Origin of the sequence: Motilimonas cestriensis (genome assembly GCF_021295315.1) — a bacterium.
In the GTDB taxonomy this organism is placed as follows: domain Bacteria; phylum Pseudomonadota; class Gammaproteobacteria; order Enterobacterales; family CBDFNC01; genus Motilimonas; species Motilimonas cestriensis.
The window spans coordinates 267,880-294,794 of the sequence record NZ_JAIMJA010000001.1; the positions used below are offsets into that span (position 1 = coordinate 267,880).

The 26,915-nt window shown below is 44.1% G+C and carries 25 protein-coding genes and 6 tRNA genes; 10 read left to right on the plus strand and 21 right to left on the minus strand.

All coding sequences use genetic code 11. The features are described from left to right. Positions 1 to 29 precede the first annotated feature (29 nt). Entirely contained in the window at positions 30 to 470 is a 441-nt protein-coding gene (locus K6Y31_RS01205; protein WP_233051045.1) for a 5' nucleotidase, NT5C type, read from the plus strand. 44 nt (positions 471 to 514) lie between these two features. On the opposite strand, the gene K6Y31_RS01210 is transcribed toward K6Y31_RS01205, so the two are convergent. Beyond that, entirely contained in the window at positions 515 to 766 is a 252-nt protein-coding gene (locus K6Y31_RS01210) for a DUF2999 family protein (RefSeq protein ID WP_233051046.1), read from the minus strand. A 116-nt stretch (positions 767 to 882) separates the two neighbouring features. After that, positions 883 to 1,305: a secondary thiamine-phosphate synthase enzyme YjbQ gene (locus tag K6Y31_RS01215; protein WP_233051047.1), complete on the minus strand. Its 423-nt coding sequence runs from the start codon at positions 1,303 to 1,305 to the stop codon at positions 883 to 885. Between the two features lie 263 nt (positions 1,306 to 1,568). Between K6Y31_RS01215 and K6Y31_RS01220 the strand changes: the two genes are divergently transcribed. Further along, complete coding sequence (locus K6Y31_RS01220) at positions 1,569 to 3,275, plus strand: protein adenylyltransferase SelO (protein ID WP_233051048.1); 1,707 nt, start codon at positions 1,569 to 1,571, stop codon at positions 3,273 to 3,275. 149 nt (positions 3,276 to 3,424) lie between these two features. Next, positions 3,425 to 3,697: a DUF3081 family protein gene (locus tag K6Y31_RS01225; protein ID WP_232801082.1), complete on the plus strand. Its 273-nt coding sequence runs from the start codon at positions 3,425 to 3,427 to the stop codon at positions 3,695 to 3,697. A gap of 185 nt (positions 3,698 to 3,882) precedes the next feature. Here K6Y31_RS01225 and K6Y31_RS01230 read toward each other — a convergent pair. The 6 genes from K6Y31_RS01230 to K6Y31_RS01255 all read right to left on the minus strand — a co-directional run bounded on the left by K6Y31_RS01230 (position 3,883) and on the right by K6Y31_RS01255 (position 4,759). Continuing rightward, a tRNA-Pro gene (locus tag K6Y31_RS01230) sits at positions 3,883 to 3,959 on the minus strand. 154 nt (positions 3,960 to 4,113) lie between these two features. Beyond that, positions 4,114 to 4,189: transfer RNA gene (locus K6Y31_RS01235), tRNA-His, on the minus strand. A gap of 9 nt (positions 4,190 to 4,198) precedes the next feature. Continuing rightward, positions 4,199 to 4,275 (minus strand) — tRNA-Pro (locus K6Y31_RS01240). 180 nt (positions 4,276 to 4,455) lie between these two features. Next, positions 4,456 to 4,540: transfer RNA gene (locus tag K6Y31_RS01245), tRNA-Leu, on the minus strand. Between the two features lie 21 nt (positions 4,541 to 4,561). Further along, a tRNA-His gene (locus K6Y31_RS01250) sits at positions 4,562 to 4,637 on the minus strand. A 45-nt stretch (positions 4,638 to 4,682) separates the two neighbouring features. Continuing rightward, positions 4,683 to 4,759 (minus strand) — tRNA-Arg (locus K6Y31_RS01255). Positions 4,760 to 4,981: 222 nt separating this feature from the next. On the opposite strand from K6Y31_RS01255, the gene folD reads away from it, so the two are divergent. Next, a complete protein-coding gene (gene folD, locus K6Y31_RS01260) occupies positions 4,982 to 5,839 on the plus strand; it encodes a bifunctional methylenetetrahydrofolate dehydrogenase/methenyltetrahydrofolate cyclohydrolase FolD (protein ID WP_233051049.1) in 858 nt (285 codons plus the stop codon). Between the two features lie 85 nt (positions 5,840 to 5,924). On the opposite strand, the gene cysS is transcribed toward folD, so the two are convergent. After that, positions 5,925 to 7,301: a cysteine--tRNA ligase gene (gene cysS / locus K6Y31_RS01265; RefSeq protein WP_233051050.1), complete on the minus strand. Its 1,377-nt coding sequence runs from the start codon at positions 7,299 to 7,301 to the stop codon at positions 5,925 to 5,927. A gap of 274 nt (positions 7,302 to 7,575) precedes the next feature. Here cysS and K6Y31_RS01270 point away from each other — a divergent pair, with 274 nt between their 5' ends. The 3 genes from K6Y31_RS01270 to K6Y31_RS01280 all read left to right on the plus strand — a co-directional run bounded on the left by K6Y31_RS01270 (position 7,576) and on the right by K6Y31_RS01280 (position 9,568). Next, positions 7,576 to 8,070, plus strand: coding sequence for a peptidylprolyl isomerase (locus tag K6Y31_RS01270; RefSeq protein ID WP_233051051.1), 495 nt, complete (start codon positions 7,576 to 7,578; stop codon positions 8,068 to 8,070). Between the two features lie 10 nt (positions 8,071 to 8,080). Then, positions 8,081 to 8,827 (plus strand): UDP-2,3-diacylglucosamine diphosphatase, encoded by a 747-nt coding sequence (lpxH, locus tag K6Y31_RS01275; protein ID WP_251080726.1) that lies wholly within the window; start codon positions 8,081 to 8,083, stop codon positions 8,825 to 8,827. 144 nt (positions 8,828 to 8,971) lie between these two features. Next, positions 8,972 to 9,568, plus strand: a complete 597-nt coding sequence (locus K6Y31_RS01280; protein WP_233051052.1) for a Yip1 family protein — start codon at positions 8,972 to 8,974, stop codon at positions 9,566 to 9,568. 67 nt (positions 9,569 to 9,635) lie between these two features. Here the strand turns inward: K6Y31_RS01280 and purF are convergent, their stop codons facing one another. The 9 genes from purF to fabB form a co-directional block, all read right to left on the minus strand. Further along, positions 9,636 to 11,153 carry an amidophosphoribosyltransferase gene (gene purF, locus K6Y31_RS01285; protein WP_233051053.1) on the minus strand — a complete coding sequence of 506 codons (1,518 nt, stop codon included), beginning with the start codon at positions 11,151 to 11,153 and terminating at the stop codon, positions 9,636 to 9,638. Positions 11,154 to 11,171: 18 nt separating this feature from the next. After that, a complete protein-coding gene (locus K6Y31_RS01290; protein ID WP_233051054.1) occupies positions 11,172 to 11,660 on the minus strand; it encodes a CvpA family protein in 489 nt (162 codons plus the stop codon). A 108-nt stretch (positions 11,661 to 11,768) separates the two neighbouring features. Continuing rightward, positions 11,769 to 12,554, minus strand: a complete 786-nt coding sequence (gene dedD / locus K6Y31_RS01295) for a cell division protein DedD (protein WP_233051055.1) — start codon at positions 12,552 to 12,554, stop codon at positions 11,769 to 11,771. A gap of 3 nt (positions 12,555 to 12,557) precedes the next feature. Further along, positions 12,558 to 13,793 (minus strand): bifunctional tetrahydrofolate synthase/dihydrofolate synthase, encoded by a 1,236-nt coding sequence (folC, locus tag K6Y31_RS01300; protein WP_233051056.1) that lies wholly within the window; start codon positions 13,791 to 13,793, stop codon positions 12,558 to 12,560. 9 nt (positions 13,794 to 13,802) lie between these two features. After that, complete coding sequence (truA, locus tag K6Y31_RS01305) at positions 13,803 to 14,591, minus strand: tRNA pseudouridine(38-40) synthase TruA (protein ID WP_233051057.1); 789 nt, start codon at positions 14,589 to 14,591, stop codon at positions 13,803 to 13,805. Between the two features lie 126 nt (positions 14,592 to 14,717). Next, on the minus strand, positions 14,718 to 17,069 hold the full coding sequence (locus tag K6Y31_RS01310; protein WP_233051058.1) for a FimV/HubP family polar landmark protein: 2,352 nt from the start codon (positions 17,067 to 17,069) through the stop codon (positions 14,718 to 14,720). Between the two features lie 222 nt (positions 17,070 to 17,291). Then, a complete protein-coding gene (locus K6Y31_RS01315) occupies positions 17,292 to 18,308 on the minus strand; it encodes an aspartate-semialdehyde dehydrogenase (protein ID WP_233051059.1) in 1,017 nt (338 codons plus the stop codon). Between the two features lie 52 nt (positions 18,309 to 18,360). Beyond that, positions 18,361 to 19,485 (minus strand): 4-phosphoerythronate dehydrogenase, encoded by a 1,125-nt coding sequence (locus K6Y31_RS01320; protein ID WP_233051060.1) that lies wholly within the window; start codon positions 19,483 to 19,485, stop codon positions 18,361 to 18,363. Between the two features lie 91 nt (positions 19,486 to 19,576). Then, a complete protein-coding gene (fabB, locus tag K6Y31_RS01325; RefSeq protein ID WP_233051061.1) occupies positions 19,577 to 20,788 on the minus strand; it encodes a beta-ketoacyl-ACP synthase I in 1,212 nt (403 codons plus the stop codon). A gap of 122 nt (positions 20,789 to 20,910) precedes the next feature. Here fabB and mnmC point away from each other — a divergent pair, with 122 nt between their 5' ends. Next, positions 20,911 to 22,890 carry a bifunctional tRNA (5-methylaminomethyl-2-thiouridine)(34)-methyltransferase MnmC2/FAD-dependent 5-carboxymethylaminomethyl-2-thiouridine(34) oxidoreductase MnmC1 gene (gene mnmC, locus K6Y31_RS01330; protein WP_233051062.1) on the plus strand — a complete coding sequence of 660 codons (1,980 nt, stop codon included), beginning with the start codon at positions 20,911 to 20,913 and terminating at the stop codon, positions 22,888 to 22,890. 36 nt (positions 22,891 to 22,926) lie between these two features. Here mnmC and K6Y31_RS01335 read toward each other — a convergent pair whose 3' ends face one another. Further along, positions 22,927 to 23,526, minus strand: coding sequence for a DUF922 domain-containing protein (locus K6Y31_RS01335; RefSeq protein ID WP_233051063.1), 600 nt, complete (start codon positions 23,524 to 23,526; stop codon positions 22,927 to 22,929). A 357-nt stretch (positions 23,527 to 23,883) separates the two neighbouring features. Between K6Y31_RS01335 and K6Y31_RS01340 the strand changes: the two genes are divergently transcribed. Together K6Y31_RS01340 and K6Y31_RS01345 are read left to right on the plus strand one after the other, a co-directional pair. Continuing rightward, a complete protein-coding gene (locus K6Y31_RS01340) occupies positions 23,884 to 24,954 on the plus strand; it encodes a response regulator (protein ID WP_233051064.1) in 1,071 nt (356 codons plus the stop codon). A 3-nt stretch (positions 24,955 to 24,957) separates the two neighbouring features. Beyond that, entirely contained in the window at positions 24,958 to 25,932 is a 975-nt protein-coding gene (locus K6Y31_RS01345) for a sensor domain-containing diguanylate cyclase (protein WP_233051065.1), read from the plus strand. 30 nt (positions 25,933 to 25,962) lie between these two features. Here K6Y31_RS01345 and K6Y31_RS01350 read toward each other — a convergent pair whose 3' ends face one another. Both K6Y31_RS01350 and K6Y31_RS01355 read right to left on the minus strand, forming a co-directional pair. After that, positions 25,963 to 26,226, minus strand: a complete 264-nt coding sequence (locus tag K6Y31_RS01350) for a YfcL family protein (RefSeq protein ID WP_233051066.1) — start codon at positions 26,224 to 26,226, stop codon at positions 25,963 to 25,965. A gap of 5 nt (positions 26,227 to 26,231) precedes the next feature. Continuing rightward, positions 26,232 to 26,771 (minus strand): elongation factor P hydroxylase, encoded by a 540-nt coding sequence (locus tag K6Y31_RS01355; protein ID WP_233051067.1) that lies wholly within the window; start codon positions 26,769 to 26,771, stop codon positions 26,232 to 26,234. Positions 26,772 to 26,915: the final 144 nt, after the last annotated feature.

Consider the following 26,915-nt stretch of genomic DNA (forward strand, 5'->3'; position numbering starts at 1 on the left):
AATTCTATAGCTCAAAGGCGAGAAGTAGCATGATAGTTTACATAGATATGGACGATGTACTGTGTGATTTTAGTGGCGCGTTTCAACGTGCTATAACTCATACCCCACAAATCCAGTTCCCTCAATCCCAGTATGGATTCTACACGGCACTCGAGCCCATCGAGGGCGCAATAGAAGCCGTCAAAACAATGATCGAGTCCAGTGCATACACTCCGTATATACTCACTGCGCCATCGGTTCGAAATCCACTTTGTTACACGGAAAAACGCGTCTGGGTAGAGCTGTATTTTGGCTTAGATTTTGCCGAAAAGCTGATCATTTGCTCAAACAAAGGCCTGCTAATGGGAGATTATCTGATTGATGACAAATCAAAAGGTCGCGGTCAAGAAGGCTTTACTGGTGAGCTAATTCAGTTTGGTCAAGCACCATTCAAAAATTGGCAAGAAGTAAGGGAATACTTACGCTTTTAACCGCTGCATGCTCATTATTTTAAGAGCATGCAACAAATGAAACCTTACTGCTGAAGACGCTCTTTCGCTTCTTCAACTTTGGTAAAATCTAGCCCGAGTTCGTCAACCGCTTCTTTTAGCAAAGCTGGATTTTGCATGACTTGCGCCATTAATTGTTGCAGCTTATCTTGTGGTAGCCCTAGCTGGCTTAAGGTGGTCATCGCCGCTAGCGGGTTTTGCGTCAGAGTTTGAAATAACTCGTTGATCTTCTCTTCTGAGACATTGTTCTCTTTTAACAGTGCAATAATTGGGTTCATCGAAATACCTTTCACTAGTAAACATAATTTGGTGCCAGTTTAACATTTGCCTTGCTAGCTGGGTACTAGCAAATAACTCGCCCCCATCACCCTCATATTGAGACTTTGCTATCTAACTAAGACTGACCTTGGAGCGTCACCAGCAAGGTTCTGGCACCACCACAATTGCGGTGCTCACAAAGATAAAGCCCTTGCCAAATGCCCATATTAAAGTGGCCATTGGTAACGGGGACTGACACACTGTGCCCTAATAAACTGGACTTAATATGACTAGGCAAATCATCACTGCCTTCGTAAATGTGCTTATAATACGGCTCGTCTTCTGGCACAGTGCGGTTAAAAAACTGCTCAAAGTCTTGTCGCACAGTAGAGTCAGTATTTTCATTGATAGTTAAGCCCGCTGAGGTATGTTGAATAAAAATATGCGCAAGCCCAATAGATACCTCAGATATTTCCGGCAACAACTGTAATACTTCATCAGTAATTAAGTGAAAACCGCGCTTTTTCGGCGATAAAACAATTTCTTTTTGAATCCACATAACAGTCTCACAAATAACTCACACAAAACGATATTTTACAGTGAGCGCAGCCCATTAACCATCTATACCCACAATTGCCTTAACGGTCAGCAGCAAAATGATGATTGAGCGTATCATAACGCCAACGATTCGCGATAAGATCTAGTAAGTAAATAGCCAGCCAAGCAAAAAGAAATTAAAGTAAGCATTGCCTAAACTGTAATTCACCGCTCTTCGTATAACAGCGTGATAACTAACCACCATATAATAAAAGGATTTCAGCGATGACAGATCCATCAAGCACTGCCCCGCAGCCTAATATTTCAGATTTAGCGACCTTTGCTAAGGCTGTCGATTATTCCTTGATGGAGCAACTCACTCCCGATCCAGACGCCACAGCAGATGGCCATGATCACTATGCGCGACAAGTATTTTCAGGTCATTACGTCCCTGTAAAACCCACCGCTATAGCAGATGCTAACTATGTCAGTCATAGCCAAGCATTTTTTGCGCAGCTGGGATTAGCGGACGCCCTGGCTCATGATGCAAGTTTTCGTCAGCTTTTTTCCGGTGATTTAAGTAACGCCCCTGCCCCCATGAAGCGGTTCGGCTGGGCAACAGGCTATGCGTTATCAATTTATGGCACCGAATATACTCAGCAATGCCCATTTCATACCGGTAATGGCTACGGCGATGGTCGTGCCATGTCTATATTTGAAGGCGTCTTCAATGGCCAGCGCTACGAAATGCAATTAAAAGGTGGAGGCCCTACCCCCTATTGTCGCGGGGCAGATGGCCGGGCAGTATTACGCTCTAGTGTGCGTGAATTTTTAGCGCAAGAATATATGCACAACTTAGGGGTCCCAAGCTCTCGCTCTCTCACCTTATATGTATCCAAGTCAGAAACGGTCTCTCGGCCTTGGTATTCAAGCAACTCCTATTCCGCCGACCCCGATGTGATGGTTGAAAACCCAGTCGCTATCTCAACCCGCGTCGCGCCCTCATTTTTACGTGTTGGTCAAATAGAGCTGTTTGCCCGTCGCGTGCGCGATAATGCACACGACAACGCCTTCGCTGAACTAAAGCAAATAGTGGTGCATTTAATTGCGCGTGAATATAAATCTGAGATAGACGTAAAGCTTGGCTTCAATAATCAGGTTATAGAATTAGCAAAATTGTTCCAAGTGCGTTTAAGCAAACTCATCGCTAACTGGCTACGTGTTGGCTATTGCCAAGGTAACTTTAACAGTGACAACTGCGCCGCCGGTGGCTTTACCTTAGATTATGGCCCGTTTGGTTTTTGTGAAGCCTTTGATCCCGAATTTCAGCCGTGGACCGGCGGTGGCAAACACTTTTCTTTCTTCAATCAACCCGCAGCGGCCGAAGCTAACTTTCATATGCTTTGGACAGCATTAAGGCCACTGCTAGCGCAAGATGAACAAGCACTGGCCCAATTAGATGACGTTCGCCGTGGCTTTAAAGACGAAATACAACAGCAATGTCAATCAATGTGGGCCGCTAAACTGGGCTCAAGTGAATTCCACCCTGAACTATTTGGTCAGCTGATGCAGTTAATGATCCAAACCAAGGTTGACTACACTATCTTCTTCCGTGAGCTATCCCATATACCTAATGATATCAGCAGTTTGAAAAAGAGTTTTTACCTACCTACATCTGCTGAGCAAGATAAGCAATGGCAACATTGGTTAGACCAATGGCTCAATCTGCTAGCCAATGAGAAGCAAGATTTAAAGACCATTGCAAGCAACATGAAACGCACCAATCCAAAATACACTTGGCGCGAGTGGTTGGTTGCGCCCGCTTATCAGCAAGCAATGCGAGGCGATTACTCATTAATTGAAGAGCTAAAACAAGTATTTAGCGCCCCCTATGGTGAGCAAACCAAGGCGATTGAAGAAAAGTATTATCGACTGAGACCTCAAGAATATTTCCGCGCTGGCGGGATATCGCACTACAGTTGTTCGTCTTGAATAGCTAAATGGTCAGGAAAGCTTACGCCGTAACCACAGAAATATTAGCGTGGTTTCGGCGAAAATAATGTGGCTAATGCCAGTTTCAACTTGGCTAGAGCTGAGCTAAATAGGTAACAATTACGTATCAAATCTCAAAGGAGTGAGCGATGAAAAATGAGATTTGCAGTAAAACTATACTAACGGTATTTGAATATATTCAGCAGCATGGTGAAGACACCGGCCAAGGTAAACTCTGCTCAGGCATATTAGCGTTTACTGACTTCGACTGCTACACACTCTATCTGCAAGGTAGCGGTGTAACAATGCGATTTGGTTTTCATAATTCTTATCACTTAGATTATGAACAACAGTCGCAAAAAAATGATTTTTTAAAGAAAATTAACCTGATTTATAATCAAGCCATAAAGCGACACAGTTAGATACTACGCACTTGAAAATCGAATAGAAATGTTATTTTGATGCCCTTATCCGCGAGCTTAGAAAGATATTCGATAGCAAGGGCGCGCTGAAGTGGCCAACAAGCAATTAGTATCAGCTGACACCATTTAAGCTGCCGAAATCCAGACACAAAAAAACCGCTCATTGAGCGGCTTTTTTGTTAATTTGGTCGGTGATGAGAGATTCGAACTCCCGACCCTCTGGTCCCAAACCAGATGCGCTACCAGGCTGCGCTAATCACCGAACTTAAATTGTGCGCTGGTACATTGTAGATGCTCGATACCCTCTGGCCCCACTCTTTATGAGCTTCAGGGCGATGCGCTACCAGGCTGCGCTAATCACCAATGTGTTATATAACGAAGCAAATTACTTAATGGTTCACTATATATTTAAATAATGGGGCGAATGACGGGGATTGAACCCGCGACAACCGGAATCACAATCCGGGGCTCTACCAACTGAGCTACATCCGCCACTAAAACTGGTCGGTGATGAGAGATTCGAACTCCCGACCCTCTGGTCCCAAACCAGATGCGCTACCAGGCTGCGCTAATCACCGAACTAAAACTGTGCGCTGGTATATTGCAGAGGGTCGATACCCTCTGGTCCCACTCTTTATGAGCTTCAGGGCGATGCGCTACCAGGCTGCGCTAATCACCGAACTTAAACTGAATTCTTGCTTGGATTATTGCTTTTTGAGCAAGTTAACGCCTGACCAAACTTCATATGACGTTATAAATGGTGCGGAAGGAGAGACTTGAACTCTCACACCTTACGGCACTAGAACCTAAATCTAGCGTGTCTACCAATTTCACCACTTCCGCATTTTATCTTCTTGAAGAAGATGGGGCGAATGACGGGGATTGAACCCGCGACAACCGGAATCACAATCCGGGGCTCTACCAACTGAGCTACATCCGCCGCTATATCTCAACCATTTAAGCTGAATAATTATTCAAAGTTAAATGGCGCACCCTGAAGGATTCGAACCTTCGACCTACGGCTTAGAAGGCCGTTGCTCTATCCGGCTGAGCTAAGGGCGCTCATTGTTAGGAGCTATTTGGCTTTACAACCGTTTAGTGCCTGACAACGGGGCGGGATATTACTGAGTTGAGCCCAGTTGGTCAAACACTTTCTTTAAAAATTTTGCTGTTCGCTCATTTGTTAATCAGCCTGCATAAGGGTTGTACGAATTGGCTGACAAGCTTTCGTTGTTCTGCCACAATATAAGCAGTTTTAATGACAATAAAAGAGTAGCAAAATCAATGTCTGCGCAAATAATTGACGGAACAGCCATCGCTAAACAAATAAGAACAAATGTAGCTGAGAAAGTACAACAACGTTTAGCCTTAGGAAAAAGAGTACCTGGTTTAGCGGTAGTATTAGTAGGGCTTGACCCCGCTTCGCAAGTGTATGTTGGTAGTAAACGCCGTGCCTGTGAAGAAGTGGGCTTTGTATCTAAGTCTTATGATCTACCTGTTACTACCTCTGAAGAAGAGCTATTGTCATTAATTGATAGCTTAAACGAAGATGATACTGTCGATGGCATCCTAGTACAGCTGCCACTACCTGAAGGGCTTGACTCTACTCAGGTAATCGAGCGCATTCGTCCTGATAAAGATGTTGATGGCTTTCATCCTTACAATGTAGGCCGCCTAGCGCAGCGTATTCCACAGCTTCGTCCTTGTACACCTAAAGGTATCATTACACTGTTTAATAGCACCCAACAAGCGCCACACGGTAAACATGCGGTCATTGTAGGGGCTTCTAACATTGTTGGTCGTCCGATGATGTTGGAATTACTACTCGCGGGCTGTACTGTCACTTGCTGTCATCGCTTCACCGTTGATCTTGAACATCACGTGCGCCAAGCCGATTTACTGGTTGTTGGTGTAGGTAAGCCTAACTTTATTCCTGGTGAATGGGTGAAACAAGGTGCTACGGTTATTGATGTAGGTATTAACCGCCTTGAAAACGGTAAACTTGTTGGTGATGTTGAGTTTGAAGTGGCCCGTCAGCACGCCGCTTTTATTACGCCAGTACCGGGCGGCGTTGGCCCAATGACGGTCGCTACGCTGATTGAAAACACCTTACAAGCTTGTGAGTCTTTCGATAAGGCTTAAGTTAAGCGGTGATAAATAACCAATAACAAAAACGGAGGCATTAGCCTCCGTTTTTATTCATGCATTAAGTAAAAAACCAATTAGCTTAAGCTTTGCGCCATGTGGTCTTGCCTGCACTGTCTTCAAGTATAATATTCATGGCGTTTAGTTTGTCTCTGGCATCATCGGCACTGGCCCAATCTTTAGCGGCGCGAGCATCGTTACGTTGTTTAATCAACGCCTCAATCACAGCCACCTCATCATCTGACTCGCCGCCTTGCAAAAATTGCTCAGGATCTTGGTACAGTAAGCCTAACACCTCAGCGTAAGTTAATAACTCAGCAGCCAAGGCTTGTGCTTTTTCGCCATCGCTGTCTTTAACTTTGTTAATTTCTTTTGCTAGCTCAAACAATACTGGTAGCGCTTCAGGTGTATTAAAGTCATCGTCCATCGCCAGCTTAAACTGAGTAGCATAAGGCGAATCGGTTGCCGCAGTACTTGGCTTAATACCGCGCAGCGCAGTGTATAAACGCTCTAACGCCGATCGCGCTTGTTTTAAATTATCTTCACTGTAGTTTAGCTGGCTACGGTAATGGCCCGACAGTAAGAAATAACGCACCGACTCAGCATCATATTCAGCTAACACATCACGAATAGTGAAAAAGTTGTTCAGTGACTTGGACATTTTCACTTTATCAACCTGCACCATGCCAGAGTGCATCCAAGTGTTAACGTACTTGCCATTATGGGCACAACATGACTGCGCAATTTCATTTTCATGATGCGGGAAAGCCAAGTCTGAGCCTCCACCATGAATATCAAACACTTCACCTAAAATTTTGTTATTCATGGCGCTACATTCAATGTGCCAACCTGGACGACCTGCGCCCCATGGTGACTCCCAACTGGGCTCACCCGGCTTAGACATTTTCCACAACACAAAATCCAACGGATCGTTTTTACTTTGCTCTACTTCAACGCGCGCACCCGCTTGTAACATTTCTAAATTTTGCTGACTGAGTTTGCCATAATCCGCAAACGAGCTAACCGAAAACAGCACATCGCCCGTGCTTGACACATAAGCGTTGTTTTTAGCAATCAGTTTTTCAATCATCTCAATCACATCATCCATGTGATTGGTCACGCGTGGCTCGAAATCAGGTCGGCTAATATTTAAAGCATCAAAGTCATCGTGCATGGCTTGGGTGAAACGAGCGGTTAGCGCGTCGCAGCTTTCGCCGTTTTCGTTAGCACGTTTAATAATTTTGTCGTCAACGTCGGTAATATTGCGCACAAAGGTTAAATCGTATCCAGCATAGCGTAGGTAACGTGCAACCAAGTCAAACGCAACAAACGTACGGCCATGACCGATATGACAGTAATCGTAAATGGTTACCCCACACACATACATGCCAACTTTGCCGGCGGTTAAAGGTTTAAATTCCTCTTTTTGACGTGTCAATGTGTTGTATATCTTGAGCATCTGTTCCTCGATACTAAATAGTGGGGACAAAAATCGCATTCTACCGTGAGCGACGCTTAAATTCACCTGTTACGGGCAATTGCTTGTTAACAGCCTGCTCATATACCCAAGCACCTCACCAACAAAAAATATGTATGCATTGTCCAACCTGCCTCACCGCCTATTTAAATTCAGTTAAATACTGGGGTTTTGATGCGGTTTATCCGAAGCGGTGGTTTTCCCGCTGCTTTGCTTAGGTTAGAATACGGGCCTTATTAACAGGTAAGGTAACAAAATGATCACGTTAACAACTAACCACGGCGACATCCAAATTGAACTCGATTACGAGAACGCGCCGGTAACCGCTGAAAACTTTGCACAATACGTTAAAGAAGGCCATTACGATGGCACCATTTTTCACCGTGTAATTGACGGTTTTATGGTTCAAGGTGGTGGTTTTGCTTCAGGCATGGATGAAAAGCAAACGCGCGAACCAATTAAAAATGAAGCGAACAATGGCCTATCTAACAAAACGGGCACGTTAGCGATGGCTCGTACGATGGACCCACACTCAGCATCTGCTCAGTTTTTTATCAATGTGAACGACAATACATTTCTTGATTTTAAATCTGAAACAACTCAAGGCTGGGGCTACTGTGTATTTGGTAAAGTAGTTGCTGGCATGGAAGTGGTTGAAGCAATTAAAGCAGTTGCAACAGGTAACTACGGCATGCACCAAGACGTACCACTAGAAGAAGTGGTTATTGTTAGTGCGACTGTTGCTGAATAAGTAGTCGATAATGAGCACCTATTTTATTGCTGATTTGCATCTAACTGAATCCCGCCCTGATATCACGGCGTTGTTTCTGCAGTTTTTGGCTACTGAGGCGCGCCAAGCCGATGCCTTGTATATCTTAGGTGACTTATTTGAGATTTGGTTAGGGGACGATATTCAAACGCCCCTAACTAAACAAGTAGCAAAGGCTCTGTCTGATTTAAGCCAATCAGGGGTACCTTGTTACTATATTCACGGCAACCGTGATTTTATGCTCGGAGAGCGCTACGCACGCCTTTGTGATATGACTATCTTGGCTGAAAAATCCTTAGTACAACTCTATGGCGAAACCGCATTATTGCTGCATGGAGATACCCTTTGTACCGAAGATGAGGCATACCAAAATTATCGTAAATGGGTTTATAAACCTTGGTTACGGATGCTGTTCTTAGCGTTGCCAAAGTTTGTCCGCGCTAAAATTGGCGAGAAAATCCGCACCAGCAGTAAAAACCAAAGTAAAGAAAAACAGCAACAACGCAAAGAGATCATGGATGTGTACCCACCCGCAGTACAAGAAGATTGCCTTAAGTTTGGCGTAAACCTGATGATCCATGGTCACACTCATCGGCCAGCAATACACGAGTTTGAGATTAATCAGAGCCCCGCCACTCGTATTGTGTTAGGGGACTGGTATGAGCAAGGTAGCATGTTATTAGTTAACTCGGCTGGCAAGCAACTTATCTCACAACCCTTTCTTAACGATAAAGGTTAATTTTTAGCCAAATTTGCCTGTCGCTTCAAACCTCGACTAAAGTTAGAGCAGTGGAAAAATGTTACTTAGTTGTAAAATTTAACACTTGATCTACTTATTGGATGTGTAACGTATACATCTAAACCATTGGACGAGGGACAGATTATGATACTTAACCATATTTGGGGATTATATGCCCACCCAAAAACTGAGTGGCATACTATAGATCGTAACCATGAAAGCATCAGTGCCAGCTTAAGCCATATTTTGATAATTGCCTTAGTGCCTAGTGTTTGTATGTTTTATTCCACTGCTTTTATTGGTTGGAGTATCGGTGTTGGTGATCCCATATTCTTATCAGTCAACAGCGCCGCGATGATGTCGATTGCAACCTATTTTGCCTTAGTTATTGGCGTCTTTGCCCTCGCCTACCTTACCAATTGGATGAGCCAAACCTTTGGGGCAAAACCTAACTTTGTTCATGCTCTAGAGCTTGCCGCTTATACGGCAACACCCTTGTTTATGGTCGGCTTTGCTGCCCTCTATCCACACCCTTGGTTTATCATGCTGGTGGGCTTTGCCGGTTTAGCTTGGTCAATTTACCTGCTCTACACAGGTGTACCAATCTTGATGCATATTCCAGAAGATCAGGGCTTTATTTTCGCAAGCTCCGTGGTCACGGTCGGGCTAGTATTATTAGTGGCGATTTTAGCGAGTACAGTCATTTTATGGTCAGTCGGGTTTGGGCCTACGTTCATTTAATATATTTCAGCAATAAAAAAAGGCTACTCTAGGTAGCCTTTTTATTAACCTCTGAAGCAATTAAAGGTTATGCTCCTTCGTTATGCATCTCAAGGTTAGCAATTTCTTCTTTTTGCTCACGTAGCTCTTTGGCATCATCACTACGTAAGTTATTGAGGTAATCAAGGTAGTCTTGGTCTATATCTTTGGTGACGTACTCACCATTAAATACTGAGGTTTCAAACTTAGTAATTTCTGGGTTTTGGACTGAAACCGCTTTAACGAGGTCTTTTAGATCTTGGAAGATCAAGCCATCAGCACCAATGTTTTGACAAATTTGGTCAACATCGCGGCCGTGGGCAATCAGCTCGTTTGCCGTTGGCATATCAATCCCGTATACGTTAGGGAAACGAATTTCTGGTGCCGCTGAAGCGAAGTACACTTTTTTAGCACCTGCGTCACGCGCCATTTCAACGATTTGCTCACTGGTAGTACCACGAACAATCGAATCATCAACTAACAATACATTTTTACCAGCAAACTCGGCATCAATGGCGTTAAGCTTACGGCGCACTGATTTACGACGCTGAGTTTGGCCCGGCATGATAAAGGTGCGGCCAATGTAGCGGTTTTTCACGAAACCTTGACGATATGGTAGCTCAAGCTGGAGTGCAATTTGCAGCGCCACATCACAAGAGGTTTCCGGGATAGGAATAACCACATCAATATCAAGATCGTCCCACTCACGCTTAATTTTATCACCTAAAGTTTTACCCATTTCTAGGCGAGCGCCGTATACCGAAATATTATCGATAGTGGAGTCAGGGCGAGCAAAATATACATATTCAAAGATACACGGACAGTAGTCTGGATTAGCAGCACACTGTTGCGTATGGAGCTCACCTTTTTCGGTAATATATACCGCTTCGCCAGGCACCACATCGCGAATAAACTCAAAGCCAATGGCGTCAATCGCAACACTTTCAGAAGCCACCATGTACTCAGTTTGGCCGTCTTCTGCAACACGTTTACCCAATACTAAAGGACGAATGCCATTAGGGTCACGAAATGCTATCAAACCATGTCCATTTAAAATGGTCGCCACGGCGTAAGCGCCAAGGGCTTGCTCGTGTACTTTGGTGATGGCAGCAAAAATATCAGCAGCATCAAGCTGGTCTTTATCAACACGGGCTAATTCATGTGCTAGCACGTTTAACAGTGTTTCAGAATCTGACGTGGTGTTGATGTGACGACGAGATTTAATAGCAACTTTCGCCAAATCAGGAGCATTGGTTAGATTACCGTTATGGGCTAAAGCCATGCCGTAAGGAAAGTTCACATAAAATGGCTGCGCTTCGGCAGCACTTGAACTACCCGCAGTGGGGTAGCGCACATGGCCAATACCGATATTTCCTTTTAAGCGCTGCATGTGTTTTGACTCAAACACATCTTTGACCAAACCATTGGCTTTACGCTGCTTAAAGTTACCTTCTGAAATAGTCACAATGCCTGCTGCATCTTGACCTCTGTGCTGAAGCACAGTTAGTGCATCATAGATGCTTTGATTAACAGGGGTAGATCCAACGATGCCGACAATACCACACATGTCTCTTGTCCTTGTATTTTAGGGGCTGGTTAAAAAACTGGAGGAGGTTTTTACATACTCAAAAAACCACTCGATGACTATGCCAAATTCAGGTATTAGGGTTGACGCTTGCCACCAAAGCGTTGTTGGGAAGGCGGTAAACGAATCCATAAAAAAGAGTAATGCACTAACGACCAACGCGCCGCGAATAGCGCCAAAACAGATACCTAGTACTCGGTCTGTGCCTGATAGGCCAGTTTTAGTGACGAGTTGGCTAATAATGTAGTTGACGAGCGCCCCAAGCAATAAGGTGATAACAAACAAAGCAGCGATTGCAGCGGCATTGCGGATCATGGGGTCATTGATATTTGTGAATAAGGTAGCAAGATCGGAGTAAAATTGACTGGCAACAAAAAAGGCAGCAAACCAGCTGGCCAGTGAAAAGGCTTCTTTGACAAATCCCCTCACTAAACTGATTATCGCTGACAAACTGATAATCCCGAGGATGGCGTAATCTATCCAGACCATTTATTTACCCGAACGTGGTTAATCCTGTTGGACAACCTAGCTAAAAAACGCCGCGATTCTATCACCCTTGTTAACAAATTGCTTGCAAAAAATGGCATTAGATCACACTTAGCCAAGAGGGTTGTAGGCAATGACACGCCCTTGTAACCCAGTCAGTTTCTTTAATGCTGGCAATTTTTGTTCTAGTTTTTGTGCCGATACATCAGGACCAACAAATACCTTGTTAATACTTTGATCCGTCACCACGGCCGGAATAGTGTGTACTGTATAGCCCGCTTTCTGTAACTTTTTCACTAAGGCTTTAACGTTAGCAGCATTTCGAAAAGCGCCAAGTTGAACGACCCATGCCGCATCTTTAAATTCGGCTTTAGCTACCGGAGCGACGGGCTTAACTACGCCCGCTTTCAGCGGCTCTGGCGTTGGCTTTGGTTCGACCTTTGCTACCTTAACCGGCGCAGGGGTTGGTTTCACTTTTGCTACTTTAACTGGTTCAGGCGTAGCCTTAGTAACGGCTTTTTCTACTGGTTTAGCTGTGACTATTTTTATTGGCTCTGGTGTGGGGTTAGTTGTTTGTACTTTTTCCGCCGTATCAGTCCGAGCGGTTTGCACATTGTCAGCAGGCTTATTGTCTGGCTCGACATCATCTTGCGCTTTAATAACAACCGCATCGGGCAGCGTTTCAATCTCAAACTCAGTATCTTCTGCACTTAAATCAGCGGGCGGCTGATAAGCTTGCTGCTGGCTCGGCTCTGCCATGTCAGGTTGGATTGGAATAGCCACAAATTCTTCCCGATATGATTCTTTCTGGCCATCTAATAAATTTGGCAAAAATAAAACTGCCAACGCAACCAATATGATGGTACCGACTAACCGATTTTGAAACTGAGTTGCCACGCGCTAACCTTTTTGTTGTCTATCGATAATTTCAGCTACAGTGTAAAACGAGCCGAACACAATTACCACCGACTCGGCCTCACTGTCAGCAACTGCTTGTTGATAAGCAAGTTCAACATTTTTAAATAGTTGGCTAGTATCAGCAGGTGTGTATTGCGCTAATAATTCAGCTTTAGCCGCTCTTGGCCCTTGCAAGTCAGCTAAATACCAGTGACTGATTAAGCCATCAAATTGCGCCAATGTCGCCTTAATGTCTTTATCTTTTAGCATGCCAACCACTGCGCGAATGGGCTGTTTCGGCATTAGCTTTAATTGCTGTGCTAAATACCCTGCAGAGTGCGGATTATGGGCCACATCCAAAATAACCATTGGCTCAGTTTGAATACATTGCATTCTGCCCGCTAATCGCGCTTGGGATAACCCTTGTTTGATTTGCTCGGGTGTGATGTCAAGACCCAGTACCGATAACGTGGCTAATGCCGTTGACGCATTTTGCAATGGCAGCGGGATAATAGGTAAATCACGCAGTGCTTTATCACCACCTTGCCAATGCCAAACGCCCTCTCCTATTTCCATAGCAAAGGCTTGATTGGCAAGCATGAGGTGGGCATCAAGAGAATTGGCGTGCTCGATCAAACGCGCAGGAGTGTCAAAGTCGCCGCAAATGGCTGGCTTACTACTGCGAAAAATGCCCGCTTTTTCAAAACTAACATCTTCGCGGTTATCACCCAGCCATTCCACATGATCAATATCAATGGTGGTCACCACAGACACATCAGGTTCGACGATATTGGTTGCATCTAAGCGCCCACCCAGTCCGACCTCAAGTAAAATAACATCACATTGCGCCTGCTTAAGTAAATATAGTGCCCCTAGGGTGCCAAATTCAAAATAGGTTAATGCAGTATCACCCCGCCCCTCTTCAATCGCGCTAAAGGCGTCGCAGTGACTTTGCTCTGATAATTCTTGCCCATTTATGCGCACACGCTCGGTATAACGAATTAAGTGCGGAGAGCAATATACGCCAATCTTGTAACCAGCTGTCATCAGCATTGATTCCAGTAAGGCACAGGTTGTACCTTTACCGTTAGTGCCGCCAACAAGGATCACTTTTGCATCAAAGTTGATCAGTGCTAATTGCTCCGCGACGTGTCTAACGCGGGTTAAACCCAATTCAATCTCACTTGGGTGAAGCTGCTCAAGATGGCTTAGCCAGTCGGATAAATTTGTTGGTTTCATGAATGCTTCTTATTGGTTATCAATAAATAATGGACCGATATGGTGAGCTGGTAATTCAAATTCAGCTGGATAGTCCACGTCAACTAAATATAGCCCTCCGGCTTTAGCGGTAGCGGCTGCCACACTGCGATCTTTTGCTTCTAAAAGCCGCGCCAACCAATCAATCGGCTGTTTTGCTTTACCCACCTCAATCAAGCTGCCGGTGATATTTCGCACCATATGATGCAAGAAAGCATTGGCTTTTATATCAATGATAATATACGGCCCTTGACGGGTGATTTTAATATGTTCAATGTCACGACAAGGTGACTTAGCTTGGCAATGCTTTGCTCTAAATGAAGTAAAGTCATGACGGCCAACTAAATATTGCGCAGCTTGATGCATCCGCTTTTCGTCAAGGTGTTCATGATAATGACTGAGACCCTTACTTAAAATCGCGCTACGTAGGTTTGAATTATCGATAATATAACGATAGCGCCTTGCCGTGGCTGAAAACCTCGCATGAAAGGTATCCGGTACTTCTTTAACCCAGGCTACTGCAATGTCGTTGGGTAAATTGGCATTAACGCCAAGGGTCCAAGCGCGCTCATTACGGATAGCGTTTGTGGTAAAATGCACGACTTGCCCAGTCGCGTGCACCCCTGCATCGGTGCGACCTGCACAAAATGTATCTATCTTTTCGTTGGCTACTAGGCTTAGGGCTGCTTCTAAGCGGTCTTGCACCGTATCGACTTCAATTTGTTTTTGCCAGCCATAATACGCTGAACCATCATATTCGATACCGAGTGCTATTTGCATGAGAAAATGTGCCTATTGAAAAAGAGGCAATTATACCCAAACCTTTTCAAGATGGAACGAGTGCAATAAAAAAGGGATGCGCTTGGCATCCCTTTTCGTGCAGTTTTACTGGTTGTTACTCGTTAGTTAGCCCAAACGATTCAATAGTTTGGTCACTTCTGCGATTTGATCTTCACTGCCTTGGCCTTGAATCTCTTCTAAAATACTTTTTGCACCGTCTTTATCATCTATCTCTAAGTAAGCGCGGGCTAAGTCAAGTTTTTGACCGATTCCACCTTCATCGATGTCAACATCAATACCATCCGCTTCCGGTAATACTTCTGGGAAGTCGTCTAAGCCCAAATCAAAGCTAGCACCTTGGTATGGCTCATCAGTACTTTCGTCACCACTTTCTTCGAGTAAACGTTCGATATCAATGTAATCGTCTGATACATCAGCTACATTAGGCACATCCGCTGGAGAAGATGGCTCGTTAAATGCGATTTCACCCAGTTGGCTCGCTAATAGGTCCGTATCGTCAATGTCATCGACTTCTGTAATTTCAGGCTCGTTAACAGGCTCATCAACCGTATCTATCTCGGCAAAATCCCACTCTAGTTCGTTATCATCAGCGCTGCTTTCTTCTGGAGCTTCAACTTCTAACGGCTCAACGGCAGCCTCAACAGCGGGCTCTACAGGCGCTTCTTCAGCCATGTTAAAGTCAAACTCGTCTAAATCTGTTGCTGATTTAGGCGCATCTACTTCAGGTGCTGCAGTTTCAGGCTTAGGCGCTAAATCAGAAACCAGATCGTCGTCCATGGCACTTGGTGACAATTCTTCTAATAAAATGTCGTCATCTTCTGCCAGCTCAACAATCATGTCATCTTCTTGAACCAGATCATTACTCTCTGCTAGTTCAAATAAGTCGTCATCCGCTTCTTCAAATTCGATATTTTCGAGATCATCAGCAGATAATAGTTCATCAGGATTAAATGCTGATTCGACTTCAGCATCAGCCGTTACCGGCTCTGCAACTGGCTCTTCAACAAGGGCATCTTCTTCGACCGCTGGTGCTTCTGCAGCGGGTTCTTCAAATGAAAAGCTTTGTTCTGTTTCAGGCTCAGTTAATTCTTCTGCCAGATCAAGATTGTCGGACAAATCGAAACCAAAGTCGTCTTCGGGCTGGGTTTCTTCTGGTTCACTAATTTCGTTCAGTGAATCAAACTCATCATTTATGTTGTTGGCGTCATCATTGCCAAAATCTAAATCTGCGTTAAGGCTGTCATCAGAATCAAGGTCGATTTCACTCATTAAGTCAATGTCATCAGATGCTAAATTCGCATTGGTTAACTCATCGGCGGTTAAATCATCCTCAATCGTAAATTCTTGCTCCGAAGCACTCTCTTCTTTTTCCTCTTCATCAGCGGCAAGTAAATCATCATACTCGCTCTTCTCTTCCATCAAGGTACTGGTTGAGGTAGCGATTTCTTGCTCTTGCGCTTCTGCTTCTCTTTTTGTTTTGGCGCGTAACCAAAAACTTAAGATAACCAACAGAATTAAAATAGGCATCGCAATTAGCGCGCCTAAGTAGAGCCAGCTTGAGGTGATAATTTTTAGTAGGTCATCACTTTGCTCTGGCGCTGCCGCTTCTGGTGCTGGCTTGGTTAATTGCTGAGATAATAGCTCTTTGATTTCTAGCTGAACTTTAGAGTCTTCTTGTAGCTGAGTCTTTAACGTAGTTAAATCATCCGACAACGCTTCAAGTTTGATTTTCATGCGCTGATTAGATTCAGCCACTTGCATTAATTGCTCGTTTGAGTCATCAAGTTGCGTTTTTAACTGGTTTAGCTCCCCACTCACCGCCACATTATTGGCGGCAGCCATGTCAGGCAGGGTTTGTTCTGTTTTTGTTTCAACTACGTCTTGCTTTGGCTCAGGCGTGGCAACAGGCGCTGGCGTGGCTTTCGATTTTTCTGGTGCAGCTTGCTCTGCTACTTTTTCTGCTTTAGGCGGCTCTGTTGCTTTAACCGCTGGCTTAGCTGCCGGCTTTGCACCTTGGGTGTTTGCTATAAAGCTCTCGCGGGCTGCTTGTTTGTCAATGCCACTAATTTCTTCGTAGCTGGGAATGGTTAAGACGGCACCATTAACGAGGCGGTTAATATCATTGTTAAGAAATGCTTGTGGGTTTTTATTGAAGATAGCCGTCATCATTTGATGCACGGAAACATTTCGGTTTGGCCTTACCTTACTGGCAATAGACCACATGGTGTCAGAAGACTTCAACGGCCCATAAGTACCCGCTGATGCTCGGGTGCTTGCAGCTGTGGTTGTAGGCGTTGCTTCCACCGTTCGCACTTCTTTGGCAGTTTCACCTTTTGGCCCGGTTAGCTCAACATAAAAACCAGGGGCATCTTTAAACACATCTTCTTCGGCAATGATGTTACTCGCAGCAAGTAATAGAGGTAAAGCTACAGCCGCGCGGGAAAAATAACGTCCCATGTTTTATCCTTTATTTTGATTTGCTCAAAAAGCCAGCAAATATAACGCTGAGAGAGCGCATATACTTATTCAATAACTGATCACTATAAACCAGCATGGAAGGCTAATCTAGTTACAAAAGAAAGTGCGGAGGAGATAGGGGCTAGAATTGAGATCCAGCCCCCTATTTTGGAGCTCTTGATGATATATTTCTATTAAAACGAGTGCGTTAGCAACATAAAGTTATAAATAGTACTGGCCTATATGTTCAGCAATCTGTACTAAATTGGTTGCACTGCCTTTTTTCAAGTTATCTAGGGTTAACCAGAGTTGGATTCCATTATCACTGCATAGGTCTTTACGGACACGATCAACGTAAACAGTATCTTGGCCAACGGCATGGCTAACTTGAGTAGCGATTTCGTCGGCTTCTTCGACAAGCTCAACCCCTTGCGCATCACGGATCATGCCAGTGATTTCATTTATTTCCAGTGGAAAGCGTGTTTCAATGTGTAAGGCTGCACCTAAACCATGAAACACCGGTACCACGACACAGGTTGGACTAACCTTCAGTTCAGGATCTGAGAGAATGCGCTGTGTTTGCGACACGAGTAACATCTCATCTTGGCTGTAACCGTTAGCTAACCGATTTCCTGATTGAGGAATACAATTAAAAGCAATTTGCGCAGCAAAATAATCAGGCTCAATAGGTTTAGCATTCAGTAATTTCGCGGTTTGATTGGCTAAGGTGCTAATTCCCTTTTTACCCGCGCTAGACACCGACTGATAGGTTGAAATATTGACCTGAGTAATACCCACTTCATCATGGATCGGCTTCAGCACTAAAGCGCTAGCAATAACAGCACAACTTGGACTAACGACAATTTTCGATTGATGAATTTGTGCCAAAGCGCCTGCATTAATTTCCGGAATAACCTGTGGGATATCTGGATCATCAGTAAACGCAGCCGAGCTGTCTATCACTAAACAGCCAGCATCTGTCGCCACTGTTGCCCACTCTTTAGCACCTTGCTCGCCGGCGACAAAAATGGCAATTTCAACTTGGCTCCAATCAAAATCAGCGACATTTTGCACCCGTTGACGCTTGCCTTTATACATCAGGGTTTCACCCGCGCCATTATCACTAGACAGTAGAAATAATTGATTAACGGGGTATTCACGCTCTTCTAGCTGCTCGACCACAGCATTGCCTACTGTGCCTGTAGCGCCAAGTACTGCGATATTGATTAAACGTTCCATAATCCCTCTCCAAGCATCATATTGAGATGCATAGAATAATATTGTTATTAAATTAGTTTGCGATGGTAAAACCTAACGCAGCCAGTAAGTGAGCTTCTTGATTTGCGCCAAGAGACACATTCAGTGTCGAGAACTCACGCCGTTCACGATAATTTTTCCGCATTAAATCAAAACCATTAGGTAGACCTATCTCGGCACGAAAAATGTTGTCATCACGCCTTACGTCGTAAACAAGATGAACGAGTGACTTCACTAAGTTTTGGTTCAACTCTGCATTAATTTGAATACTGTCGACGACCGCAGGTGGTAAAAACTGGCTTACTTTTTTACTTGGCGTTTCACCTAATTGTTGGCATAAAGCCCGGTACAGTATTTCTGTACCATTGGCTTTTCCTTCTAAGCTATAGCCCGCGATATGCGGTGTCGCGATGTCAGTATAAGGTAACAAAGCCATTTCGATATTTGGTTCATTTTCCCATACATCTAAAATCAAGGTTGGTAACGATCCTGATTCAACACGCTCTAATAAAGCTTGATTATTAATTACATCACCACGTGAGGTATTGATTAACACTTGATGCTGATTCAACTGACGTAAGCGCTGCTGATCGAATAGATGCTTGGTTGCATACTCCCCATCCACCGTGAGCGGTACATGCAAACTAATGAAATCACATTCCATGATAGTTTTCATGTCAACAAACTGACGTCTGTCTCCGGCCTGCTCAAGCAGCGGATCACATAGGTGGCACTTCATGCCCAATGCCGTTAGCTTTTGCCAGACGGCACTCCCTGTATTCCCCGCGCCCACAATACCAACGGTTTTACCTTGTAAATTAATCAGGTGTTTTTCAGCATGTACTAAGATCGCACTCACGACATATTGTGCCACTGATTCTTTATTGCAACCTGGGGCACTATGGAATGGAATGTCACGCGAAGATAGATAGGCTTTATCAATATGATCCATACCAATGGTGGCGGTACCCACAAACTGAAGCCGTTCGTTCTTACATAATAAAGCTTCATTAACTTGCGTAATTGAACGCACCAAAAGGGCGTCAGCATCCTTTAATTGCTCAGCGGTCACATTTCGCCCTTCGAAAAAATGCAGTTCACCTAAATCACTGAACATTTCTTGGGCAAATGGGATATTGGAATCGAGAAAAATTTTCATCTTAGTAATAACGTTAGCCTAAGTTTTATAAGCGTCAGAAACAAAAAAGAGCAGAGAATGCTCCCTGCTCTATCCATTCAATCCAACTAAATTAGATTTTTTGAAATACTAACGTTGCGTTAGTGCCACCAAATCCAAAGCTATTTGACATCACTGTTTTCAGCTCTGCTGATTCAGCAACATTTTTAACAATTGGCAAGCCTTCCGCTTTTTCATCTGCTTGGTCGATGTTAATGCTTGGCGCAATAAAGTTGTTTTCAACCATTAGCAGGCTGTAAATGGCTTCATGTACACCTGCTGCACCAAGAGCATGACCCGTCATTGACTTGGTTGCACTGATTTTTGGTGCCTTATCGCCAAACACTTCTTTAATGGCTTCAAGTTCGCGAACGTCACCAACGGGTGTAGAGGTGCCGTGCGTATTAAGGTAATCAATGTCACCTTTAACCGTCGCCATGGCTTGCTTCATACAACGTACCGCACCTTCACCTGAAGGAGCCACCATGTCGTAGCCATCAGATGTTGCGCCATAACCGACAATTTCAGCGTAAATTTTTGCGCCACGTGCAACTGCGTGCTCGTATTCTTCGACCACAATCATACCGCCGCCGCCAGAGATAACAAAACCGTCACGATTAGCGTCATAAGTACGAGACGCTTTTTCAGGTGTTTCATTGTACTTTGTTGACAATGCACCCATCGCATCAAATTCCATCGCCAATGTCCAGTGTAGCTCTTCAGCACCACCAGCAAAAACAATGTCTTGTTTGCCTAGTTGGATCTGCTCTAGCGCGTTGCCAATACAGTGTGCACTGGTTGCACAGGCCGAACTAATTGAATAGTTAATGCCTTTAATTTTAAAAGGCGTTGCCAAACAAGCCGATGTAGTACTAGCCATCGTTCTTGGTACCATGTAAGGACCAACGCGTTTTACGCCTTTTTCACGTAATATATCTGCTGCTGCCACTTGGTTTTCAGACGAGCCGCCACCTGAACCAACCACTAAGCCCGTACGCTCATTTGATACGTCTTCATCGGACAGCTGCGCATCAGCAATTGCTTGCTCCATTGCTAAGTAAGCAAAACCGGCTGCATCACCCATAAAACGCATAACTTTGCGGTCGATGTGATCTTTTGGTTGCACATTCAATGCACCCCAAACTTGGCTACGTAACTTGTATTCTGCAAATTGTTCAGAAAAACGGATACCGGACTTGCCCTGTTGTAGTGACGTTAGTACTTCCTCTTTATTGTTACCAATACTGGAAATAACACCGATACCTGTGATGACTGCTCTTCTCATTTATAGACCCTGTGGTTCTCACGTTGCCGACTATTATATCATTTTGTTTATGACAACTGGTCGGCTTTCGACAATTTAAGGTAAAATCGGCGACATCATGCCATAAAATAGCGAAATTTTCCTTGTTAAATCAAAAACTCGAGCACGCAAACCTCAACTGGAACGACAATGGCACCCCGACATCGGAACAATTTGATGATATTTACTTCTCAAATATCAATGGATTAGATGAAACTAAACATGTTTTTCTCAGTGCTAACAAACTGCCAAATAGATGGCATAATTTTGCTCAAGATCACTTTGTCATCGCGGAAACAGGCTTCGGTACTGGCCTAAACTTTTTAACCGCTTGGCAGTGCTTCAACGAGTTTAAAGCCTGTAACCCCGATTCAGGCCCCAGCAGACTTTATTTTACCAGTTTTGAAAAATATCCTTTAACTTATGCCGACTTAGCTCAAGCTTTAAGTCAATGGCCCGAACTGGCCGAATTAGCGAAACAGTTGCTCGAGCACTACCCTAGCGCCACCCCTGGCTGCCATCGACTGAATTTACAACATGGTGAGATAGTATTGGATTTATGGTTTGGCGACATACACGATTCCTTACCAAAAATTTATTGTCCTATTGGCGGCTTAATAGATTGTTGGTTCTTAGATGGCTTTGCACCCAGTAAAAACCCGGATATGTGGTCGCAAGAGTTATTTAACGCCATGGCCAAACTAGTAAAACCCGGTGCCACTGTTGCAACTTTCACGGCAGCAGGATTTGTCCGCCGCGGTTTAATAGAAGCAGGCTTTACCATGTCAAAAGTAAAAGGGTTTGGCAGAAAACGAGAAATGCTAGCTGGGGAAATTGAATATCATCGCGCCGAAGAGCCTTCTGATCCTTTTCAGCGCAGAGAAGCCCCCCAATGCACAAGCAACAAAGCAACAATAATCGGAGGGGGGATCGCATCAGCAGCGACGGCTCTCGCGTTGGTCAATAAAGGCTGGCAAGTTGAGCTATTTTGTAAAGATGCAACACTCGCACAGGATGCCTCGGGCAACCGACAAGGAGCCCTCTACCCACTGCTGAGTCCTAACAATGTCAATAACAGCGAGCTTTTTGCTCATGCCTTTGAATTTAGCTGTCAAACCCTTAGACAACTCGCTCACCACCCTATTCGTCATGATTTTTGCGGTGTTGTTGAGGTGGATTACAATGAAAAATCTGGGAAAAAAATTCAACGAATTATCGATACACAATACCCTACAACTTTAGTGAAAGCGCTGAGTGCAGAAGAAATGGGCAAGACAGTTGGCTTAGACATTGGTGCCAGAGGACTGTTTTACCCCAATGGCGCTTGGCTTAGTCCAAGTGACTTAACCAACGCGTTGATCAAAGAAGCACAAGATCGCGGTCAACTAACCCTTCACCTCAACGCAGAGGTTAAGGAGATTGAGCAAAACCAATTAAGCTGGCAATTTTCCTGTAACGATCAAACCCATCAGGCGGATCTGCTCATCATTGCCAGTGGTGCGAATCAGCTAAACTTTGCACCGCTAAAGCAACTGCCTATTTATCCTGTGCGCGGGCAAGTGAGTCATGTACCGAGTACAGAGCAAACTAGCAATCTGAGCACGGTTTTATGCTACCAAGGTTACCTGACCCCAGCAGATGAAGGTATGCATTGCATTGGTGCTAGCTACGGACGAAATGATAACTCTCGCGCCTTTAGCTTGGAGGAACACGAAGAAAATCACACTAAGATAATCTCGTCTCTTGATAACGTAAACTGGCCGGAGTCATTAGACTTTTCTGGTCAAAATGCGCGTGTCGGAGTGCGCTGTGGCACCCGCGATAACTTACCTTTTGTTGGCGGCGTACCTATCTTTGAGGCGTTTTCGCAGTTTAACCCCGAGTCATCAAGCAGTGCCTGCTACCCTAACCTTTATATGCTGGGCGCATTAGGCTCAAGAGGCTTGTGTACCGCTCCGTTAATGGCTGAAATACTGGCCAGTGAGCTAAGTGGTGAGCCATTGCCAGTGAGCCAAGCTATTCTAGCGTTATTACATCCGAATCGGTATTGGCTTAGAAGCCTGAAAAAAGGCAGGCCGCTATAAGCGGCCTGTCTAATCAATATCTGAGGGAATGAAGTATTACTTGAACGATAACTTCATTCTTTTATCATAATTGGCACTTTCTGCTTGAGCTTGAGCCAAGAACTGGTGACCGGTTTTATCTATTTGCCGCTGCAACTGTCCGCATCCCTTATTAACGGGAGATGATTTGATATTATCAATCAGTTTGTCTGCGGCTTTCAACACGATGTCTTTGTGTCCACTTTCATGATCGAGCAATGCGCCGAGGTAAGTTTGCCAGTGCGCTTGTGATTGTTCTGACTGAGAATCAACGTTCAACCAACGTGGCACGACGATATCAATTTCAATATCAACAGCAGCATCGCCAACACGGCATTGTGCGCCATTTTTCTCAAAGCTTAACTGCCAGTTCATGCTGTAGCTAGCTTTACCGGCCGCTTTGTTACCTGTTTGACCGGCTGGTCCAACAATACGAATTTTTTGAAACAGTTCGTACATGTTCTTAGCTTCAAGATCATAGAACTTAAAGTTGACGTTCACATTTGGCGTTAGCCTGTCGAGTTTACCTGAAGCTTGCCATTGTGTGGCAGCATGAGCACTGTTTAAGCCAAGGCTAATTGCACAGCAAAACAGAGAGAGTAAAGATAAGTATTTCATTTTTAGTTATAATATTCCCTGTGATCGAGTCACAAATGAAACTGAGCAGCCCAATAAAAAATCCGCTTCAAGCTATCACTTGCATTCTAAATGAGCAAGTTTGAAGATGATTGTTTTGCTTTTTTACTGATGTTTCTCACAAAAAGTAGACTGTTTAGCTTTTTTCTTCTAATTATAGTGCAATCTAGCTGCATCTTCTCTTACCTTAGTCGATGATAGGAAAATTATCATTAGTCCCCATATATTTCACAAACGGCAGCTAAAAATGCCACAAAAATACAATATATATGGCCCGCTTACGTGGCAATAACCCATTTATTGCCATAAGATGAAATAAAGCAATTTTAGGAATTTCACATGTCATTACCCGTTCTTATTTGTGATGATTCGGCACTGGCCCGTAAGCAAATGGCACGCAGCCTTCCTGATAATTGGAATGTTGAAATCACCTTTGCCACCCACGGCGGTGAAGGCCTAGAAGCGATTAAACAGGGCCAAGGCAGTGTTGTGTTTTTAGACTTAAACATGCCTGTTATGGATGGCTACGAAGTACTAGAGGCCGTTTGCAAGCAAGACTTAAATGCCATGGTGATTGTTGTTTCAGGTGATATTCAACCTGAAGCCCGTGAAAAAGTAATGGGCTTTGGCGCATTAGATTTTATTAAAAAGCCGGTTAGCAAAGAGAAAATCGCTGATATTTTAAAAAAATATGGTGTTATCAATGAAGCGGACCTATTGCCTGACCCAACACCGGCTGCGATTCCAGAGCCTAGCGTAGTGGAGGCCGAATTAGCCGACGATGAAATGACCGCCTATGCGGGGCCAAAAATTGAACTTCCTAATGACGCTCGTGATGCCTACCAAGAAGTCGCAAATGTCGCGATGGGCCAAGCGGCTGATTTACTCGCTAGACTACTTAATGTATTTGTACTGCTACCAATCCCAACGGTAAACCTACTCGAAGTCAGTGAATTAACCATGGCACTTGAAGCGGCAGAGTCGACCGATACGATTTCAGCCGTTTGCCAAGGTTATATTGGTGCGGGCATTGCCGGTGAAGCACTGATTTTATTTCATGACTCCAGTTTTAAAGACATGGCTGGCTTAATGAATTTTAAAGGCGAGCTTAACGAGCAAGCCGAAGTAGAAGTAATGATGGATATCGCCAATATATTGATCGGCGCTTTCTTAAAAGGGTTTGCAGAACAATTAGATATGTCATTTAGTCAAGGCCACCCTGTGGTGCTCGGTCAGCATTGCCAGATTTCAGAATTAGTGAATGAAAACCAAGCCCGCTGGAAACAAACCTTAGCCATTGAGATAAACTATGTGATTGAAAATCATAATATTCACTGTGATTTATTGATGCTATTTACCGAAGATTCCATCACAACCCTAAATAATAAACTCACTTACTTGTTGAATTAAATTATGCAAAATAGCGCTTTTGATTTAAAAGAATTTCATTGGATGGTCGAGATGGTACAAACCATCGATGTTGGCCTAGTTGTCCTTGATCGTGAGCATAGAGTGCAAGCTTGGAATGGTTTCATGGAAAACCACAGTGGTAAAGGTGGCAGCCAAGTCCAAAACCAAGTGATGTTTGACTTATTTGATGAAATCCCCAAAGAATGGCTCAGTCAAAAAATTGAATCGGTGTTTTTGTTAAAAAACCGTGCGTTCACCACTTGGGAACAACGCCCGTATATTTTTCGATTTAAGAACTATCGCCCTATTACGGGTACCGCTGAATTCATGTATCAAAATATGACCATTATTCCATTGATGAGTTTAACCGGTGAAGTCACCCATGTTAGCTTAATTATTTATGATGTTACCGACAGCGCTGTTAACAAACTGCAACTTAAAGACCTCAATAATCAACTGAAAGATTTAAGTCGTATTGATGCCCTCACCCAGCTATTTAATCGCGGTTATTGGGAAGAGCAATTTAAGCATGAATATCTACGCTATAAGCGTACGCAAGCCAATGCTTGCTTAATTATGTTTGACATAGACCATTTCAAACGCGTTAACGACACCTATGGTCATCAAGCTGGTGACAAAGTGATCCAAGCGGTCAGTGCCACACTCAAGCAAAATTTAAGAGAAACAGACATTGCTGGTCGGTATGGCGGCGAAGAGTTTGCCGTGCTGTTAGTAAACACAGATGCTGAAAAAGCCCTGTTTTTTGCTGAACGTTTGCGTAAGGGGATTGAAGCCCTACACGTATATCACGAAGAGCATGATATCTGCTTCACCATCAGTTTAGGTGTGGCGCAAACTCACGATGAAATGACGGATGAAAGTATTTGGCTAAAAGAGTCTGACACTGCACTTTACAAGGCGAAAGAGTCAGGCCGCAATAAAACATGCACTGCAGCCCTACCCAAAAAGCCGAAATAACTACAGATTTAATATACGCAGTGCAGCGACTTATGATTGAGATAAAAACGCCCACATATCTTGCACCAAAATTTGATCAGGTGGCGTAAGCTCTTTTGCCTTAAAGGCTTGCGCTAATCCTAGCTCTACTTGTTGTTTGAAGTCTTGCTCTGTTAATGTGTGTTGCTGTTCACACTGCGCTAACGCCAAGCTCAAATGCCCCGATAGATAGCCCGATGCAAATAACTCATCGTTGCAGCCGCCATCTAAAATTGCTGCTACTTTTTGTTCTATTTTTTCATATAGGGAATACATAAAATTTACCTTGAATACATGCCGCGATAAGCAAATGAAGCTCGCGCTAATGGATCAACGCCATAAAACTCACCTAAAGCGTTAATTAAAAGTTGGGCTCTTGCCGGAAAGCCTTGTTCGAGATAGATTAATACCTGATCGTACACTCGGTGCTGAAAACCTAAACGGTCAATTTCAATGCCAGACAGGTTGTCACAACTGACCGAAAAATCAAACCCACAACTGGCTGCCAATGCCCACTCAATCGCCTGAGGTTTAATTTCTACCGCTTCAAAAGCAGCTTGCTGCTGTTCATTTCGGCCATCAGGCTCATACCAATAACCAAAATCGACCAACAAACGTCGTTTTTCACCCGCGATGCACCAATGAGAAATCTCGTGCAACGCACTCGCAAAAAATCCATGCGCAAAAATAATGCGATGATGTGCATGCTTTTCATCTGCGGGTAAATATATTGGCTCACCATCCCCTGCCACCAGCTGAGTATTCTCACAATTGAGAAAGCACCGTTCAAATACGGCAACTAAATCTTGATAATGATGCAACCAAACCTCGAAAAGATATCTGAATGATTAAAGCGCGCATTCTACCTATTCCCCCACCAAGGAACAAACATCTGTGAATTTTAGCCACTAGATAAGCTTTTTTAGCGCAGTATTAGCCTTTTTCTTTAAACACTTGACGTTTTT